Raw genomic sequence first — 18,130 nt, forward strand, 5'->3', positions numbered from 1 at the left:
GGTTAGTTTTTAATTAGAAAGCTCCTTTCCAACTCGCAATAGCAATTTTTTAGTAGCCAAAATGCCGTCTCTCTCACTCAGCTTACTGCCTTCGTACTCTACACCAATATACCCCGTATAGCCAGCAGCCTTTACAATTTGCAACATTTTAGTGTAATCTATTGTTATGTCATTCCCTTGGTCGTCAAAATCATAGGACTTCGCACTTACAGCTTTTGCATAGGGCATCAATTCTTCAACACCTTTATATTTGTCGTACTCATCTGCACACCCATCGCTTTTTCGTTTGATACAAAAATTACCAAAATCTGGCAACGTGCCACAATTGGGTATGTTTACTTTTTCCATAACTGTTGCCAACCATTTTCCATTTGATGTAAAACCTCCGTGGTTTTCTACCAAAACATTAATGCCTTTGGTTTTAGCGTATTCGGATAATTTGGTTAAACCTGTTACGGCCTGTTCCAAAACCTCATCATAAGTACCTTTACCATGGGCATTCACCCTTATAGAATGACAACCTAAAGCTTTTGCGGCATCCACCCATTTTTTGTGGTTTTCTACAGCCGTATTTAATTCGTCTTCATCATGGCTTGCCAAATTACCTTCGCCATCAACCATAATTAGAAGGTTCTTTACCCCATGTTTTTCACTTTCGGCTTTTAATCTTTCAACAACAGCATCTATACCCAATTCCTTTACTTCCTTGTTATAAAGTCCGCTAACATATTCAATAGCTTCAAAACCTAAAGCATTGGCTTCTTTAGCAAAATCGAACGGACTCATTTTTCCACTTCCTATCTTTTTATGCAAAGACCATTGTGCTAACGAGATTTTAAAAAACATAGGCTGTTCATCTTTTTGGGTTATAGCGGCGGTTGTGTTTTCTTTGGTTTTTTTACAAGCAGAAAAAACCAATAAGGACAATATAATAAGTACCCCAGTAGTATTATAAAGTGACTGTTTTAATTTCATGTTTAGTAATTATTTAATTAAACGGTAAAATTTAGTTAACCACGTGAATATAAATATAAGAACTTAAAAGCATGTGTATTTTTATTCAGTGAAAGAATTTAAACAACTAGAATATATTTTTTATTTGGCTTAATTAAACTGAAAATGCTCAACTGAATGCTTTAACCTATAAGCGTTTGGCGAACATTTCTCGTGTTTTTTAAATACCGTTGCAAAATATTGGCTTGTTGCGAAACCACACATGTAAGCTACTTCGGCAATGGTTAAATCCCTTTTGTCTAAAAGTATTTTTTTCGACATTTCAAGGCGCTTCATGGTTAGGTAGCGCATTGGCGTTAAATTTGTCAATCGTTTAAAATGATGTGTAAATCGTGTTAAGCCAACGCCTGCCGACTGCGACATTAATTCTATAGTCCAGTTTTCGGTTAAATTGTTTTCAAGTTCTTTAAGAAAAAACTTAACGCTTCTTGAGCTGTCAGTTAAGGATTCGTTCAACACAATATCGTCTGTATTCAACAAATCGAGTATCAAAATCAACAAGTAATTAAGAAGCAGTCTTATTCTTGAAGCGCTACTTCCGTCAACGTCGGCATCAATCGCTTTACCAATCTGCAAAAAACAATCCCTTATATTATTATCGGTCTTTAAAATAGATTTTTCATTTTGCCTTAAAATGGTTGTAAGTCTCGTTAAATCTTCCGGCGTTAGTGTAATCCAATCGGGCCAAACCCACTCTTGATGCGGTCTGCGCACACCCAAATCGATAATAACCCAATAAAATTTTCCCATGCCAATATGTGGGTTTCCTACTTTATGGGCTTCCCATGGCCTGGTAATGGTTAAGTAATTGGGTTGTAAAACCATTTCCTTATTTTCTTGAGAATACGGCATTGTCCCCGATTCCAAAAAATGAAATTCTATACCTTCATTTCGGTGCCAATCCAAGCCCCAATCCTGTGGCTCGTTGGCATCCCAATACCCAATACTGTTTAAACCTAAAGTGTTTTTATCCAATCGGTCTCCCGGATAAGTATGTCTTGCCAATGCCTTAAATTTTAGTTTTTTTCGGTTATAGGCATCAACCAACGGCAAACAGGTATCGGCATGATACACAATTCCATTGGCCTCGTAGGGCTGTATTTTTTGTATGTTTATTTTCACTGAAATAATTTGAACATTGTTATAGCGCAAATTAATTAATTTTCGAAGTATTTAAGAATTTAATTGTTATTTTATTCTTTTCAATCATTTATAACTATTAATACGCTAACCTTTTTAATGAAACACCATAACAAAACACAGGGCATAAAACCACATCACAGATGATAAAAAACCATATAGTTACAGTCGTATTCATTGCTACGGCTCTTTTATTTACTTGTAAAAGCAATAAAGACCAATCTACAAAAACACCTCAAAAAAACAATTGGGTTAAATTATTTAACGGAAAAGATTTAAACGATTGGACCATTAAAATTAAGGGACAGCCTTTAGGCGAAAATTACAAGAACACTTTTATTGTAGATAATGGCGTACTGAAAGTTAATTATGATGAATACAACGGCATTTTTAACAATTCTTACGGACATATTTTTTACAACAAAGAATTTTCAGATTATAAATTTAGGATGCAATACCGATTTATTGGCGAACAAATAAAAGACGGCGCAGGATGGGCAAAACGAAATAGCGGTGTTATGATTCATTGCGAAGACCCTAAAAACATAGGCTTAAACCAAAATTTTCCGGTGTCTATTGAAGTGCAGCTTTTAGGCGGCTTAGGAACTGGAGAGCGCCCAACCGGAAATTTATGTACCCCGGGAACCCATGTTGAGATGAATGGCGAATTGTTTACTCCGCATTGCGTCAATTCCTCATCAAAAACATTCAATGGCGATCAATGGGTAAATCTTGAAATTGAGGTTAGAAACGATTCCATCATTAAGCATTTTATTAATGGTGAAAATGTGCTCACATATTCAAAACCCCAAATTGGTGGCTCAGTAGATTACAATGAAGCTTATTGGAAAAGTAAAGCGGGAACACCCTTAAAGAAAGGATATATTTCATTACAAAGCGAAAGCCATCCGGTTGAGTTTAAAAACATAGAAATACTAGAGTTATAAAGATGAAAAGCAACCTAAATTTAGTGTTTATTTTTTTGGGCATCATTCAAATGGGAACTATGAACGCTCAAGAGTTTGAAGATTATTCCCAAGATTTAAAAGACGACCAAATAACCATTGAAATGGTAGCCGTAAAAGGAGGCACATTTATAATGGGAACAAATGACACAACGCGTAAAGCAGATGAAAAACCTAGTCATCAAGTAGAAGTTGACGATTTCTGGATGGGCAAATACGAAATTACTTGGGAACAATATGACGCCTTTGTATTTGGTGAATTTGGACCCGAACAATTTAAAACCAAGGAAAAACTGAACGATTTGGGAATTGATGCCGTTTCCGGAGCAACACCACCCTATGTTGATATGAGTTTTAATATGGGAAAAGCAACCCATCCGGCCGTAAACATGACCCAATATGCAGCCCTTATGTATTGTAAATGGTTAACCTCAAAAACCGGTGTGTTTTATAGATTGCCAACCGAAGCAGAATGGGAATATGTATGTAAAAAAGGAAAAACCGATGAGAATCTAGACCTTGAAAGCGTAGCATGGTTTGATGAAAACACCAATGATAAATATGAAAAAGTTGGATTGAAAACAGCCAACAGCCTAGGAATATACGACTTATTGGGCAACGTCTCAGAATGGGTTATGGACCAATATGATGCCAATTATTACAGCACGTCTCCAAAAATAAATCCTTGGAATACCCCATCAGAATTATATCCTAGGGTAGTTCGCGGAGGTTCCTGGAAAGACACCAAAGATAAATTGTGTTGTACTGCAAGAGGTCAATCTAAACAAAAATGGAAAAGAAGAGACCCGCAAATTCCAAAAAGTAATTGGTGGCACACCAACGCGCCTTTTGTGGGATTTCGTGTGGTGCGCCCAAAAATCCAACCCTCAAAAGAAGACATAAAAACCTATTGGCTAACCGCCATTGAAGATTACGGATTAAATTAAAAAACAAACACCATGGAACAAAAAAAGAGCAATGTAACACGACGCAACTTTGTAAAAGGGACATCCTTAGCTGCGGGAGGTATTTTACTAACCCCTTCTCTACTCACAGCTAGCCCAATATTCAATAAAACTAAAAAGTTAAAATTAGCTGTTGTTGGTTGTGGTGGTCGTGGTACCGGTGCGGTAAGTCAAGCGTTAAGGGCAGACGAAAATGTAGAACTGGTAGCTATGGCCGATGCTTTTGAGGATCGGTTGGAAAACGCTTATTCCAACTTAACAAAAATGTTTCAAACAGGGAAACTTAACGTCAAACCATCGCATAAATTTGTAGGCTTTGGTTCTTATAAAAAAGCCATTGATGCCGCCGATGTTGTTATTTTAACCACACCTCCGGGGTTTAGGCCTCAGCATTTTGAGTATGCCGTATCTCAAGGAAAACATGTTTTTATGGAAAAACCTTTGGCTACCGATGTGGCGGGAATTAAAAAGGTTTTGGAAGCCGCTAAAGTTGCAAAAGCCAAAAAATTAAATGTGGTGGTTGGCCTTCAAAGGCATTACCAAGCAAGTTATATGGAAACCTATAATCGCATTCAAAATGGCGATATTGGTCAAATTGTTTCCGGACAGGTTTATTGGAACGGCGCGGGTGTTTGGGTAAGACCTCGTGAAGCGAGCCAAACAGAAATGGAATACCAAATGAGAAATTGGTACTATTTTAATTGGATTTGCGGCGATCATATTTTAGAACAACACATTCATAACATTGATGTTGCCAATTGGTTTATTGGTGGCTACCCAATAAAAGCAAGCGGAACTGGAGGAAGGGAAGTTCGCAAAGGTAAAGATCATGGACATATTTTTGACCATCACGTGGTAGAATTTGAATATGAAAATGGCATTATTATCTCCAGCCAGTGCAGACATCAACCGGGAACAAAAACACGAGTTGATGAATCTTTTCAAGGCACTTTAGGAACCGCTTACACCGATGGAGGCGGCTCTGCAAAATTAAAGAAATACGATGGAACAAGCATCTACACGCACGATAATGAAAATGATATCAATCCCTATCAACAGGAACACAATCTCTTGTTTAAAGCTATACGAAATGGTGAGGTAATTAGCGATACTGAAAACGGTGCAAAAAGCACAATGACCGCTATTTTAGGAAGAATGGCAACCTATTCGGGCAAAGAAATAACTTGGGATGAAGCTATGGCGCTTGACCATAATTTGGTTCCGGATGAAGACACCCTTACCTTTGATACTGTGCCGCCCATTACACCAGACGAATTTGGCAATTATCCGATTCCCATTCCCGGAAAAACCAATTTCTCATAACATGTTCCCAAAATAGGCGTTTAGAAATCAAATTCTATGGTCTCTAAAACATAATAAATATAAACAGATGAAACGAAGATCTTTCATAAAAAAAAGCACAGCTACGGCATCTTTAATTGGTGTTAGTGTAACTGGAGTTAATGCGATGAATATTTTAGATGCGCCAAAAAACAGTCATAATTTTAATTTAAAATACGCACCGCATTTGGGGATGTTTAAAAATCATGCGGGAGATGACCCCATAGACCAGTTGAATTTTATGGCAGATCAAGGTTTTACTGCTTTTGAGGACAACGGAATGAAAAATCGTTCTGTTGAAACCCAAGGAAAAATGGCGAAAACCATGAGTGACAGAAATATGACGATGGGCGTTTTTGTGGCGCATAAAATTTATTGGAAAGAGCCCAACCTCGCAAGCGGAAGCCCAGAAAAGCGACAGGAGTTTTTAAATGAGATTAAAGCTTCAGTAGAAGTGGCAAAACGGGTTAATGCCAAATGGATGACGGTGGTTCCGGGTCATGTAGATTTACGTCAAAATATCGATTATCAAACCGCTCATATTGTTGAAACCCTAAAACAAGCGTCGGCGATTTTAGAGCCTCATAATTTAACGATGGTGTTAGAACCTTTAAATTTTAGAGATCATCCGGGGCTATTCTTAACGGAATCACCTCAAGCTTATCAAATATGTAAAGCTGTAAATTCGCCTACCTGCAAAATCCTGTTCGATATTTATCATCAACAAATCCAAGAAGGTAATTTAATCCCAAATATTGATGCGTGTTGGGACGAAATTGCTTATTTTCAAATCGGCGATAACCCTGGCAGAAACGAGCCAACAACAGGCGAAATAAATTACAAAAATGTTTTCAAACACATTCATTCAAAAGGATTTAAAGGCATTTTAGGAATGGAACACGGAAATTCAACGCATGGTAAAAAAGGTGAATTAGCGGTTATTGAAGCTTATAAAGCTTCAGATAATTTTTAAATTATTAACAAATGAAAAAAAATCACAAAGCAAATAACAGAAGGTCGTTCATTAAGAAAACCGCGTTGACATCGTTGGGAATATCAATCATTCCAAGACATGTTATGGGCAAAGGGTTTGTTGCACCAAGCGATAAACTGAATATTGCCGTTATTGGCGGTGGTGGTAAAGGGTATTCTGATGCCGTAAACGCTTGGAACCATGGAGCATCAAACATTGCAGCCATTTGCGATGTAGATTGGAATCAGTCAAAAAGATTGATGGAGAAATTCCCAAAAGCATTAAAATATCGCGATTATCGTAAGTTATTTGACGATGTAAAAAACATCGATGCGGTTACAGTTTCCACACCAGACCACACCCATGCTGTTATTGCCATGGCTGCCATAAAATCGAACAAACACGTGTATGTACAAAAGCCATTAACGCATAGTATTTATGAGGCTAGAATGCTTACCGAAGCAGCAAACCAATATAAAGTGGTAACACAAATGGGCAACCAAGGCGCTTCGGGCAATGGCGTAAAGCAAATGGTTAAATGGTTTGATGAAGGCATAATTGGCACTGTAAACAAAGTCCATGTTTGGACCAACAGACCGGTTTGGCCTCAAGGTATACATACACCAACAGATAAACCTGCAATGTTAGATGGATTGGATTGGGATTCCTGGGTTGGACCAGCTAAAATGGTCGATTACCACCCATTATACCATCCGTTTAAATGGCGCGGTTGGTGGAATTTTGGCACGGGCGCCTTAGGCGATATGGGCTGCCATTTGATCGATCCTCCTTTTCGGGTTTTAGGATTAGGATATCCAACCGAAGTTGAGAGTAGCGTTGGCGCAGTTTTTAAAAGAGATTGGTCGCCAGAATATTTACCAGAATCTTGTCCGCCTTCATCACGAACACAGTTAACATTTCCAGCCTCGGCAAAAAATCCTTCAGAAATTAAACTCACATGGTCTGATGGGGGCTTGAGACCGTTCCACCCCGATTTAATTCCGGCCAATCACCCTATAGGAGACCACGATAGTGCCAATGGTGTTATTATGATTGGAGACAAGGGGATTATGACCTGTGGAACCTATGGCGTTGCTCCAAAAGTGTACTTAAACAATGGAGATTTGTTAACATTTGAAGACACCGAAAAAAGCTCACTTCCTGAAAGCGGACATAACGCCTCTTGGGTTGAAGCCTGTAAAGATGGCTATGGCAAGGAAAAGCACAAAGCACTTACCTCCTCTTTCGACTACGCCGGTCCATTAACCGAAAGCGTTTTAATGGGCAATCTAGCCATTAGAAGTTACAATTTAAGAACACAAAAAGGCAATAGGTTTGAATATCCCGGTAGAAAAAAATTATTGTGGAATGGCGAAACCATGAAAATAACGAATTTTGATGAAGCCAACCAATTTGTAAAAAGAACCTATCGAGAAGGCTGGACTTTATAACGCATTAATAAACCAATGAATCCTACTCGACCATTAAGCAAAAAAAAGAAGATTATAAATTATATACTCTGTGTTCTCTTTATCATTTTTGCCGTTATACAATTGAATGATCCCGACAGCCTTTTATGGTTTTCAATATATTTTATTGTTGCAATCATCTGTTTATATAACAGCTTTAAACCTATTCCAAAACCATTATTAATTATAATACTAGTTGCTTTATTAATTTACTCAGCTTTTCATTTTTCATTATTTATTGACTACTTAAATACAGAAAACAAAGAAGAAATTTTTGGCGAAATGGTTTACGATAAACCTTATTTGGAAGGCACAAGAGAATTTATTGGGCTTTTAATCGCTGCCTTTGGCATATTTTATCAATTAAGAATTAGAAAAAACAACAATAAATAACATCAACTTGATTTGTTTGAAGAAGATTCAAAATCGAATTTTTATCATACGATAATTAAAATTTAAAAACTTAACCTATTTTAAAATAAAACATGAACAAAATTACAGTACTTTTTTTAATTACAATAGCAGGTATTTTTTGCAACACTGCTTCATCTCAAGCCAACATTAATGGAGCTATAAAAGATACTGATGGCAATCCATTACAAGGTGCAAACATTCAATTAAGCCCATCAAATCAAACGGCCACAACTAATGCGGATGGCGTATTTAATATATTAAATATCAGCTCCAATAATTATACCATTACCATATCTCATTTGGGATACAAAACCATAACGGATACGATTAAAGTTGCACAAAATGATGTAACACTTTCGTTTACTATGGAAGAAGATTTACTACACCTTCAAACCATAGTGGTTACGGGTATTTTCGACCCGAGAACACAATTAGAATCCAGCACCTCAATGAGTACACTTAGTTCTGAAGCTATACAACAGGAATACCCTCAAGGTACCGCAAGTTTGCTTCAAAATATCCCAGGCACATTCACCGATGCCTCGGCAGGTGAAGTATTCACTAAAGTTTACACACGAGGTATTTCAGCTTCCGCTGAAGATGATACGGGTTGGTATTATGTATCGCTCCAAGAAGATGGGCTACCCATTAGCCTTGTGCAACACTCGTATTATAGTCCAGACCTTTTCCATCGTTTAGATTTAACCACCCAAAAAGTGGAAGCCATACGAGGCGGAAGCTCATCCATAACGGCGCTTAATGCTCCCGGAGGTATTTATAATTTTATATCGCAAGGTATTCGAAATAAGTTTAGTGGCGACATCCAATTTTCCAACGGTTTTCAAGGTGAAGGCAATGCCTTATATAAGTTTGATGCGAGCATTGGTGGGCCATTAGGCAATAATTGGTTTATCAATGCTGGCGGACATTACAGGCATGATGATGGCGCAAGAAACACAGATTTTACCTTCAGTAAAGGCGGACAGTTTAAATTCAATGTTATTAAAAGGAATGCCTTTGGGTATTTAAAATTTTATGGAAAGATTTTGGATGATTACACCAACCGATACACAGGTGTTGCGGCCACAAATTGGGATAACCCTACGCCTGCTTTCGGTCAGGATTTTGGTTCAACATCGCTGTTAATGCCCAGTTTTAACGGTCGTATTCCAAATGGGCGAAACCTGACACAAGGCGCGTCGAATAGTTTTGATCCATCACAGGGTGTTCATGCCAAAGATTTGGCTTTTGGGTTTGATATCTCTCAAAATTTAGGTAATAATTGGTTGTTAAAAAACAATATTAAATTTTCTGCGAAAGATGCCAATTGGCAAACTTCCATTAGTAATGCATTTGTTTCGCTTAGCGACCCAACGCTTTACTATTTGGTAAGTAACGGAAACCCTTTTCCTGTTGGACAAATTGTTTTTCGCGATACCAACTCGGGCAATGAATTGGCAAGAATAGACAATAGTGGAATTTTTGCAGGTACTGGGTCGCAATATTTAACCAGTAATACATTACCAAATGATGCCCTTATGGGAACCTCGGCGTGGTACAAAGACAATACAGCTGACGAATTGATGAATCAATTTACCTTGCAAAAAACATTAGAAAACCATGATATTACAGGTGGGTTTGCCTTAGGTTTTTCGGACACCTCCTTATTTACACAAGGAAGTTTTGCCTTTGCAACCTACGAACCCAACCCGAGAATGCTACAGGTAACGCTCGAAAACCCTGGAGACCCAGTAATTGCATTATCAGATTCAAACGGGCTTAGTAATTATGGCGGTTTGTTTTTTGTGAACTCCAGAGCCAAAGTAAGTCAAGTAGCAACGTTTATTAATGACAGATGGAAAGTTTCCAACAATGTGCATTTAGATTTAGGTCTGCGTTATGAGACCATTAAACATAAAGGCAGCAAAGACCGTTTTGCTCCTTTTACACAAAATGGTGGTTTAGATGGCAACGACAATACCGCTTACGATAATGGTATTTTAGCGCCAACAGGCGAACAAGATAACTTCAATTATAATTATAGCTACCTTTCTTTTTCAGGTGGTATCAATTATAAAATTGATGATGAAGCCGCTTTATTCGCTAGATTTTCACAAGGACATAAAGCGCCGGAATTGAACTATTATTTCAATAATTTCTCTAATGTTCCCATCAACAAAAAAGGAGAAGTTCAAGAAATAAATCAAGCTGAAATTGGTGTAAAATATATCTTAAAAGACTTTTCGTTTACAAGCACACTATTTTGGAGTCAGCTTAAAAATATTGGCATCGCAAACTTTGAATTTGACGGAAGCAACAATAGTATTTTTTACACACCTATTCAGTTTAACTCCTCTAGAACAATAGGTTTAGAGTGGGAAAGCGTGTATTCTCCGGTACAGAATTTCACATTCCGTTTTAACGGGATTCTTCAAAACCCAAAGGCTACCGAATGGAAAGTTTATGACGCTGCAGGTTCGGTTGATACCAGCGATGACAGCATTTTAGATTTTTCAGGAAATACGCTTCCTTTTAATCCTAAACTCATGTTTAACCTAAGTGGCGAATATCAAAAAGATAGAATTTCAACCTATTTAAAATGGCAGTTTATGGGCAAACGCTATGGCAACGTTTCAAACGGATTTAAACTTCCAGCCTATAGTATATTTAATGCAGGTGTGGGCTATCAAATAAGTAAAAAACTATCAGCAGATATTTTGGTAACCAATCTTTTTAATTCAGAAGGCTTAGCTAATTTTTTTGGCGCCAATAGTTTTGGTGCCAATGCCAATGGTGCGACTCCTGAATTTATTGCCGCAAATCCAGATGCTAGTTTTGTGGTTTTTCCCGTGTTGCGAAGACGGGCTTTATTAAAATTAAATTACAGTTTTTAGTATAAACCGAAAAATGAACATACCCGTTTAACTATGTATTTATTGGGATTGGATATTGGTTCATCATCTATAAAAGCAAGCTTATTGCAAGTTTCTGATGGCGCCATAATTGCTCAAAATTTCGAACCAAAAAACGAAATGGATATTATCGCGCATCGCCATGGGTGGGCGGAGCAAGATCCCGAACTTTGGTGGAATTACGTTAAACTAATCGTGCCAAAACTCATTATAAATGCTAAAATAGACAAGTCGCTTATTGCGGCCATTGGTATTTCATATCAAATGCACGGGCTTGTTTTAGTCGATAAAAACAAACAAGTATTAAGACCTTCAATTATTTGGTGCGATAGTCGCGCTTCGGAAATTGGAAAAGAAGCTTTTCATAATTTAGGAAGCGATTATTGTTTGGAAACCCTTTTAAATTCTCCCGGAAATTTTACCGCATCAAAACTAAAATGGGTTAAAGATAATGAACCTGATGTGTATGAGCGTATTTATAAAATAATGCTACCCGGTGATTTTATTGCCATGAAACTCACCAATAAAATAACAAGTACCGTAAGCGGTTTATCCGAAGGTGTGTTTTGGGATTTTAAAGCCAATAAAATTTCCAAAACGCTTTTAAGTCATTATGATTTAATGGAAAGCTTAATTCCAGAAATCCACGATACCTTTAGTTCGCATGGTACAATTACTAATCACATTGCAAATCAATTAGCCCTTCCACACGGTATACCCGTGTCTTATAAATCGGGCGACCAACCCAACAACGCGCTATCTTTAAACGTATTAAAACCCGGTGAAGTTGCAGCAACGGCGGGTACTTCAGGCGTTATTTATGGTGTTGTTGATGATATAAAACCCGATTTAAGTTCGCGTGTCAATGTATTTGCGCATGTAAATCATAAGGTTGAGCAACCTCGATATGGCGTATTGGCCTGTATTAATGGCACAGGAATTTTAAATGCATGGATTCGGAAAAATATAACACGAGGTTTGAGTTATTCTGAAATGAATGCATTAGCTGAAACTGTTGAGGTGGGATCAAACGGTTTGATGGTATTTCCCTTTGGGAATGGTGCCGAACGCATTTTAGAAGATGCGAATAATGGCTGCACATGGAAACATCTTAATTTTAACATCCACAACAAAGCGCACTTATTGCGTGCAGCACAAGAAGGTATTGTTTTTTCTTTTCAGTATGGCATCAATATTATGAAATCCATGGGATTGAAATTAGATGTTATTAAAGCTGGAAATAACAATATGTTTCAAAGTCGCATTTTTAAAGAAACCTTAGCGACTCTATCTGGTGCCCAAATCGAAATATACGACACCGATGGTGCCATTGGAGCAGCTATAGGCAGTGGCCTAGGCGCTGGTGTTTATAAATCTTACGATGAAGCTATTAGTCGGTTTAAAAAACTAGAAACCATTCAACCAATTAAAGCCATGCAATCTAAAATAAAAGAAGCCTACCGTAATTGGGAAAAAGAATTAAAAAAAACATACTAACATGAGCAATTATTTTCCAAAAATCAATAAAATTAAATACGAAGGAAGCGATTCGAAAGACCCACTAGCATTCAAATGGTATAATGAAAACCAATTGGTTAATGGCAAATCCATGAAAGATCATTTAAAATTTGCTGTGTCGTATTGGCATACTTTCTGTGGCGAAGGCGGCGACCCTTTTGGCCCCGGAACAAAAACATTTCCTTGGGCTAACCCAGAACCCTTAACCGCTGCAAAACACAAAATGGATGCGGCTTTCGAGTTTATTGATAAACTTAGTATTCCCTATTATTGTTTTCACGACACCGACTTAGTGGGCGATGGCAGTGTTTTTGAAATTGAAAAACGATTGCATAACATTTTACCTTACGCCCAAGCCAAACAAGCCGAATACGGCATTAAACTACTTTGGGGCACAGCCAATGTGTTTTCTAACCCACGATACATGAATGGTGCGGCAACAAATCCAGATTTTAATGTGTTAACTAAGGCCGCTGTACAAGTAAAAAATGCCATTGATGCGACCATAGCACTTGGAGGCACGGGTTATGTGTTTTGGGGAGGACGCGAGGGTTATATGTCGTTACATAATACCAACATGAAAAAGGAAGTAGAACACTTAGCCATGTTTTTAACCAAATCGAGAGATTACGCCAGAGCTCAAGGTTTTACAGGTACCTTTTTTATCGAGCCCAAACCTATGGAACCCACCAAACATCAATATGATTTTGATGCGGCAACGGTATTGGGCTTTCTAAATAAATATGGTTTGGAAAAAGATTTTAAATTAAATTTAGAGGTCAATCACGCCACCTTAGCGGGTCATTCTTTTGCCCATGAACTACAAGTTGCCGCCGATGCAGATATGTTGGGAAGCATTGATGCCAATAAAGGGGATTACCAAAATGGTTGGGATACCGACGAATTTCCAACCAATATCTACGAAGTCACCGAGGCGATGATGATTATATTGCAAAACAAAGGCTTCGAGCACGGTGGCATTAATTTCGATGCTAAAACAAGGCGGAATTCTACCGATATGGAAGACTTATTTATAGCGCACATAAGTGGTATGGATACCTTTGCAAGAGCACTTGTAACAGCTGAAAAAATCTTGTCTGATTCCGATTATTTGGAAATGAAACAAAAACGATACGATTCGTTTAACACTAAAGATGGTAAGGATTTCGAAGCCGGTAAACTAGGTTTAAAAGACCTGTATCAATTAGCATCAAACAGTGGAGAACCCGAATTGAAAAGCGGTAAGCAAGAGCTTTTAGAACAGCTTATAAACAGCTATATATAAAAACCAATATTCAACTTAAATATTATTAAAATGAAACCTAAATTTATAAAATCCATACTGATTTTCGTCATAAGCATTATGATAATGTCATGTGGCACAAAAGAAGAAAAAATACTGGTGGTTAGTAAAACTGAAGGTTTCAGACACGGTTCTATTGAAGCTGGAATAAAGGCCTTAAAAAAGCTAGGAAAAGAAAATAACTTTAACGTTGTTGCCACTGAAGATTCCCTATATTTTGTTGAGGATTCCTTAAAACAATTTTCAGCAGTCGTTTTCTTAAACACCACAGGTAATATTCTAAACGACGTACAACAAGCCGATTTTGAGCGCTATATTCAAGCCGGTGGTGGGTTTGTAGGCGTGCACGCTGCCACCGATACGGAATACGAATGGCCTTGGTACAACAAACTTGTTGGCGCTTATTTTGATGGCCATCCAAAAATTCAAGAAGCGACACTCAATGTGATAGATAAAAATCATGAATCGACGAAAAACCTTGAAACACCTTGGGAAAAAGAAGACGAATGGTATAATTTTAAAGACATCAATCCAGATATTAATGTTCTAATTACCATAGACGAAACCAGTTACGAAGGGGGCACAAATGGAGACAACCACCCTATTTCGTGGTATCATAATTTTGATGGCGGTCGCGCTTTTTACACCGCAATGGGCCACACCAAAGAAACCTTTGAAAATCCAGTATTTTTAAATCATTTAATAGGTGGAATTAAATATGCTATCGGCAAAAATACGCGCGATTATGCAAAAGCAAAATCGGATCGCATACCTCCAGAAAATCGATTTGTAAAACAGGTATTAGACTTCAATTTGAATGAGCCTATGGAATTGGATGAATTACCAGATGAAGGTATCTTATTTGTCGAACGCAGAGGCGCGTTAAAATTATTCGATTTTAAAACAGAACAAACCGAAACCATTGCGCAACTCGATTTATTTTATGGCAATGAAGATGGTTTGTTGGGTTTGGCTGTAGACCCCGATTATAAAACAAACCATTGGATTTATTTGTTTTATTCAGCACCAGGTGAAGAACCTTTGCAACATGTTTCGCGTTTTAATCTAATTGACAAAAAACTGGATTTAGATTCTGAAAAAATACTTATCAAAATTCCCACGATTAGGGAGTGCTGCCATAGCGGTGGCTCTTTAGAGTTTGGCCCTAATGGAAATTTATTTATCACAACAGGCGATAACACCAACCCTTTTGAATCTTCTGGCTATGCTCCCATTGACGAGCGCGAAGGGAGAGCACTTTGGGATGCTCAAAAATCGGCAGCAAATACCAATGATTTTAGAGGAAAAATTTTAAGAATCAAGCCCGAAGATGACGGCACGTATTCTATTCCAGAAGGCAATCTGTTCCCTAATGGAACACCAAATACAAAACCGGAAATTTATGTAATGGGCTGCAGAAACCCATTCAGACCTTCAATCGACAGCAAAACAGGATTCTTATATTGGGGCGATGTTGGTCCGGACGCTGGTGTTGATAATGCCAACCGAGGTCCTAAAGGTATGGGTGAGTTCAACCAAGCCAGAACAGCCGGGTTTTGGGGATGGCCTTACACCAGAGGCAACAATCAAGTTTACAACGACTATAATTTTACAACCCAAGAATCGGGAGCAAAATTCGACCCGAATCATTTGGTCAATAATTCGCCAAACAACACGGGTTTAAAAGAACTTCCCGTGGCTCAGGAATCACTCATTTGGTATTCTTACGATAAGTCAGAAGAATTCCCTTGGTTGGGCGTTGGCGGTGTAAACCCCATGGCGGGCCCTATTTATCACGCTTCAAATTACCCTAATGCCAACGCGAATGCTTTTCCCGAATATTTTGAAGGCAAACTTATAGTTTACGAATGGATGAGGGATTGGATTTATGTAGTGACGCTTGACGAAAACCACAACTATAAAAAAGCAGAACCGTTTATGCCTAACACCGAATTTTCGCATCCTATGGACATGATTTTTGGTTCAGACGGAAATTTATATGTTTTGGAATATGGCCAAAAATGGAACACCCAAAATCTGGATGCGCGTTTAAATAGAGTTTCATATATACGCGGAAACAGAAAACCAATTGCCAAAATAACATCAGATAAAACGGTTGGAGCCGCACCATTAACGGTTAATTTTTCAGGGTTGGAGTCTGTAGATTATGATAATGATAAACTAACTTACGCATGGTCCTTTACCAATAACGAAGTGCAATCAACGGAAGCAACTCCCTCGTTCACCTTTAAGCAATCCGGCACGTATAACGTCCAATTAAAAGTAACCGATAAAGAAGGCGAAACATCAACGGCAAACATCAAACTTTTAATAGGTAACGACCCGCCCGAAATTAGCATTCAAATTGAGCCCAATAACAAGTCGTATTGGGATAATAAAAAAGCAAATTACACCGTAATTGTTAACGACAAGCAAGATGGCAGTACCGAAGACGGCTCTATTGATGCCAATAAAGTAAAAGTAACTTTAGATTATATTCCGGAAGGAAACGATTTAATAAAAGCTACTTTGGGGCATCAACAAAACACGGTGCCCGAAGGCAGAAAACTTATTGACGGCAGCGATTGTAAAGCTTGTCATGCAACCAACGAAAAAGTAAATGGTCCCACTTACATCGAGATTGCTAATAAATACACCACCAAAGATGCTGGTTATTTAGTCAGTAAAATCATAAAAGGCGGAAGCGGAGTTTGGGGAGAAACCATGATGTCCGCACATCCCCAATTAAAACCAGATGAGGTTGAAAAAATGGTTACCTATATTTTATCGCTAAAACCAGGCAAAGCCGAAACAAAAAAGCAATTGCCAATTAAAGGCAGCATTACATTTAACGAACACATTGGCAGTAAAAACGAAGGCATGTACGTTTTAATGGCTTCTTATTTGGATAATGGCACCGACGGACAACCAGAATCCACACTTTCGGCCAGAGACCAAATTATTTTTAAAGCGCCAAAAATCCAAGCCGAAAGCGCCATTGAAAAAAGTGAAGGCCTAGGAAATTGGAATGCCGAAGGTGAAAACCTTGTGGGCTCTATTGTTCATAATTCCTATTTAAAATTTGATACTATGCCTCTAAAAGATTTAAAAAGCATAAAATTCGCCGCCTTTTTTGCGGGCAATTATGCTTACGAAGGTGCTATTGAAATTAGGGAAAGCTCCCCTAACGGAAATCTTATTGGAAAAACACATTTAAAATATTTCGACAAAGATAAAGGCCAAATGAAATATTACAACATACCCGTAAAACCAACAACAGATGAAGCTGAGCTATTTCTTGTATTTAAAAATGAAAAAGATAAAAAACAATACATTACAAATGCCAATTGGATTTTGTTGGATTATAAACGTTAAAAAAGAAATACTAAAACTAGCAACTAATAAATAAAAATCTCATGTTAAATAAAGGTGTTTTACTATTATTATGCTGCTTAATTTTAGGATGCGTTAATCAAACTGACAAGGAAAACGGGATTACTATCAATGAAAATACAGAATGGACACGGTCTTGGATTGTTAACACTAATGACTCCAAGCTTCCTAAAGTTTTAATTGTGGGAGATTCTCATGTAGAAAGATATTATGGTATTGTTGCAAGCAACCTCGAATCGTATGCGAGCTGCAGTAAATTTACAACATCTAAAAGCCTTGGAGACCCTATTTTTATTGAACAACTCGAATTGGTTTTAAAGCAATACACATTTGATGTTATATCCTTTAACAACGGTTTGCACGGAGAAGATTATCCTATTGAAGCCTATTCAAAATATGTGCCTATAGCTTATAATTTGCTAAATAAAAATGCAAAAAAATCTGTTATTTGGGTGAATTCAACCGCTATAAGGGACAAGAATAATTTGAATGAATTTGCTCCCAGAAATAAGCAAATTATTGAGCGCAACAAATACCTTACTAATTTCACAAAAGAGAATAATATTCCTCTTATAGATTTTTATTCAAATACAGCTCATAACTTAAATTATTACACAAATGATGGCGTACACTTTAACAATGAGGGTGTTAAGATTGAAGCTACTTTAATAACCCAAGAAATTGCTAAAAAATTGAACTTAAATCTTGAATAAACTGTAACAA

At 37.6% G+C, this 18,130-nt stretch carries 13 protein-coding genes; 11 read left to right on the plus strand and 2 right to left on the minus strand.

Annotated elements, in window-relative coordinates:
- Window positions 1–9: 9 nt before the first annotated feature.
- Both RNZ47_RS08130 and RNZ47_RS08135 read right to left on the minus strand, forming a co-directional pair.
- Complete coding sequence (locus RNZ47_RS08130; RefSeq protein ID WP_311938688.1) at window positions 10–975, minus strand: sugar phosphate isomerase/epimerase family protein; 966 nt, start codon at window positions 973–975, stop codon at window positions 10–12.
- A 129-nt stretch (window positions 976–1,104) separates the two neighbouring features.
- A complete protein-coding gene (locus RNZ47_RS08135) occupies window positions 1,105–2,136 on the minus strand; it encodes an AraC family transcriptional regulator (RefSeq protein WP_311938690.1) in 1,032 nt (343 codons plus the stop codon).
- A 161-nt stretch (window positions 2,137–2,297) separates the two neighbouring features.
- Here RNZ47_RS08135 and RNZ47_RS08140 point away from each other — a divergent pair, with 161 nt between their 5' ends.
- The 11 genes from RNZ47_RS08140 (at window position 2,298) to RNZ47_RS08190 (ending at window position 18,120) form a co-directional block, all read left to right on the plus strand.
- Complete coding sequence (locus RNZ47_RS08140; RefSeq protein WP_311938691.1) at window positions 2,298–3,101, plus strand: 3-keto-disaccharide hydrolase; 804 nt, start codon at window positions 2,298–2,300, stop codon at window positions 3,099–3,101.
- A 2-nt stretch (window positions 3,102–3,103) separates the two neighbouring features.
- Window positions 3,104–4,066, plus strand: coding sequence for a formylglycine-generating enzyme family protein (locus RNZ47_RS08145; RefSeq protein ID WP_311938692.1), 963 nt, complete (start codon window positions 3,104–3,106; stop codon window positions 4,064–4,066).
- Window positions 4,067–4,078: 12 nt separating this feature from the next.
- Complete coding sequence (locus RNZ47_RS08150) at window positions 4,079–5,407, plus strand: Gfo/Idh/MocA family protein (protein WP_311938693.1); 1,329 nt, start codon at window positions 4,079–4,081, stop codon at window positions 5,405–5,407.
- A 67-nt stretch (window positions 5,408–5,474) separates the two neighbouring features.
- A complete protein-coding gene (locus RNZ47_RS08155; protein WP_311938694.1) occupies window positions 5,475–6,398 on the plus strand; it encodes a hydroxypyruvate isomerase family protein in 924 nt (307 codons plus the stop codon).
- An 11-nt stretch (window positions 6,399–6,409) separates the two neighbouring features.
- Window positions 6,410–7,849 carry a Gfo/Idh/MocA family protein gene (locus RNZ47_RS08160; protein ID WP_311938695.1) on the plus strand — a complete coding sequence of 480 codons (1,440 nt, stop codon included), beginning with the start codon at window positions 6,410–6,412 and terminating at the stop codon, window positions 7,847–7,849.
- 15 nt (window positions 7,850–7,864) lie between these two features.
- Window positions 7,865–8,260, plus strand: coding sequence for a transmembrane 220 family protein (locus tag RNZ47_RS08165; protein WP_311938697.1), 396 nt, complete (start codon window positions 7,865–7,867; stop codon window positions 8,258–8,260).
- 92 nt (window positions 8,261–8,352) lie between these two features.
- Complete coding sequence (locus RNZ47_RS08170; RefSeq protein WP_311938699.1) at window positions 8,353–11,175, plus strand: TonB-dependent receptor; 2,823 nt, start codon at window positions 8,353–8,355, stop codon at window positions 11,173–11,175.
- 33 nt (window positions 11,176–11,208) lie between these two features.
- The gene (locus tag RNZ47_RS08175) at window positions 11,209–12,690 is read left to right on the plus strand and encodes a xylulokinase (RefSeq protein ID WP_311938701.1); all 1,482 of its coding nucleotides are present in this window, start codon (window positions 11,209–11,211) and stop codon (window positions 12,688–12,690) included.
- Window position 12,691: 1 nt separating this feature from the next.
- Window positions 12,692–13,996, plus strand: a complete 1,305-nt coding sequence (gene xylA / locus RNZ47_RS08180) for a xylose isomerase (protein ID WP_311938703.1) — start codon at window positions 12,692–12,694, stop codon at window positions 13,994–13,996.
- Between the two features lie 30 nt (window positions 13,997–14,026).
- Window positions 14,027–17,389 carry a ThuA domain-containing protein gene (locus RNZ47_RS08185; protein WP_311938704.1) on the plus strand — a complete coding sequence of 1,121 codons (3,363 nt, stop codon included), beginning with the start codon at window positions 14,027–14,029 and terminating at the stop codon, window positions 17,387–17,389.
- A gap of 41 nt (window positions 17,390–17,430) precedes the next feature.
- Complete coding sequence (locus RNZ47_RS08190; protein WP_311938706.1) at window positions 17,431–18,120, plus strand: SGNH/GDSL hydrolase family protein; 690 nt, start codon at window positions 17,431–17,433, stop codon at window positions 18,118–18,120.
- Window positions 18,121–18,130 lie beyond the last annotated feature (10 nt).

The organism is Hwangdonia seohaensis (genome assembly GCF_031932625.1).
GTDB lineage: Bacteria > Bacteroidota > Bacteroidia > Flavobacteriales > Flavobacteriaceae > Hwangdonia > Hwangdonia seohaensis.

Excerpts from the sequence above, each read along its gene's own strand:
- RNZ47_RS08130 (WP_311938688.1), bottom strand. The coding sequence starts at position 975 with ATGAAATTAAAACAGTCACTTTATAATACTACTGGGGTACTTATTATA.
- RNZ47_RS08140 (WP_311938691.1), top strand. The coding sequence starts at position 2,298 with ATGATAAAAAACCATATAGTTACAGTCGTATTCATTGCTACGGCTCTT.
- RNZ47_RS08145 (WP_311938692.1), top strand. The coding sequence starts at position 3,104 with ATGAAAAGCAACCTAAATTTAGTGTTTATTTTTTTGGGCATCATTCAA.
- RNZ47_RS08150 (WP_311938693.1), top strand. The coding sequence starts at position 4,079 with ATGGAACAAAAAAAGAGCAATGTAACACGACGCAACTTTGTAAAAGGG.
- RNZ47_RS08155 (WP_311938694.1), top strand. The coding sequence starts at position 5,475 with ATGAAACGAAGATCTTTCATAAAAAAAAGCACAGCTACGGCATCTTTA.
- RNZ47_RS08160 (WP_311938695.1), top strand. The coding sequence starts at position 6,410 with ATGAAAAAAAATCACAAAGCAAATAACAGAAGGTCGTTCATTAAGAAA.
- RNZ47_RS08165 (WP_311938697.1), top strand. The coding sequence starts at position 7,865 with ATGAATCCTACTCGACCATTAAGCAAAAAAAAGAAGATTATAAATTAT.
- RNZ47_RS08170 (WP_311938699.1), top strand. The coding sequence starts at position 8,353 with ATGAACAAAATTACAGTACTTTTTTTAATTACAATAGCAGGTATTTTT.
- RNZ47_RS08175 (WP_311938701.1), top strand. The coding sequence starts at position 11,209 with ATGTATTTATTGGGATTGGATATTGGTTCATCATCTATAAAAGCAAGC.
- xylA (WP_311938703.1), top strand. The coding sequence starts at position 12,692 with ATGAGCAATTATTTTCCAAAAATCAATAAAATTAAATACGAAGGAAGC.
- RNZ47_RS08185 (WP_311938704.1), top strand. The coding sequence starts at position 14,027 with ATGAAACCTAAATTTATAAAATCCATACTGATTTTCGTCATAAGCATT.
- RNZ47_RS08190 (WP_311938706.1), top strand. The coding sequence starts at position 17,431 with ATGTTAAATAAAGGTGTTTTACTATTATTATGCTGCTTAATTTTAGGA.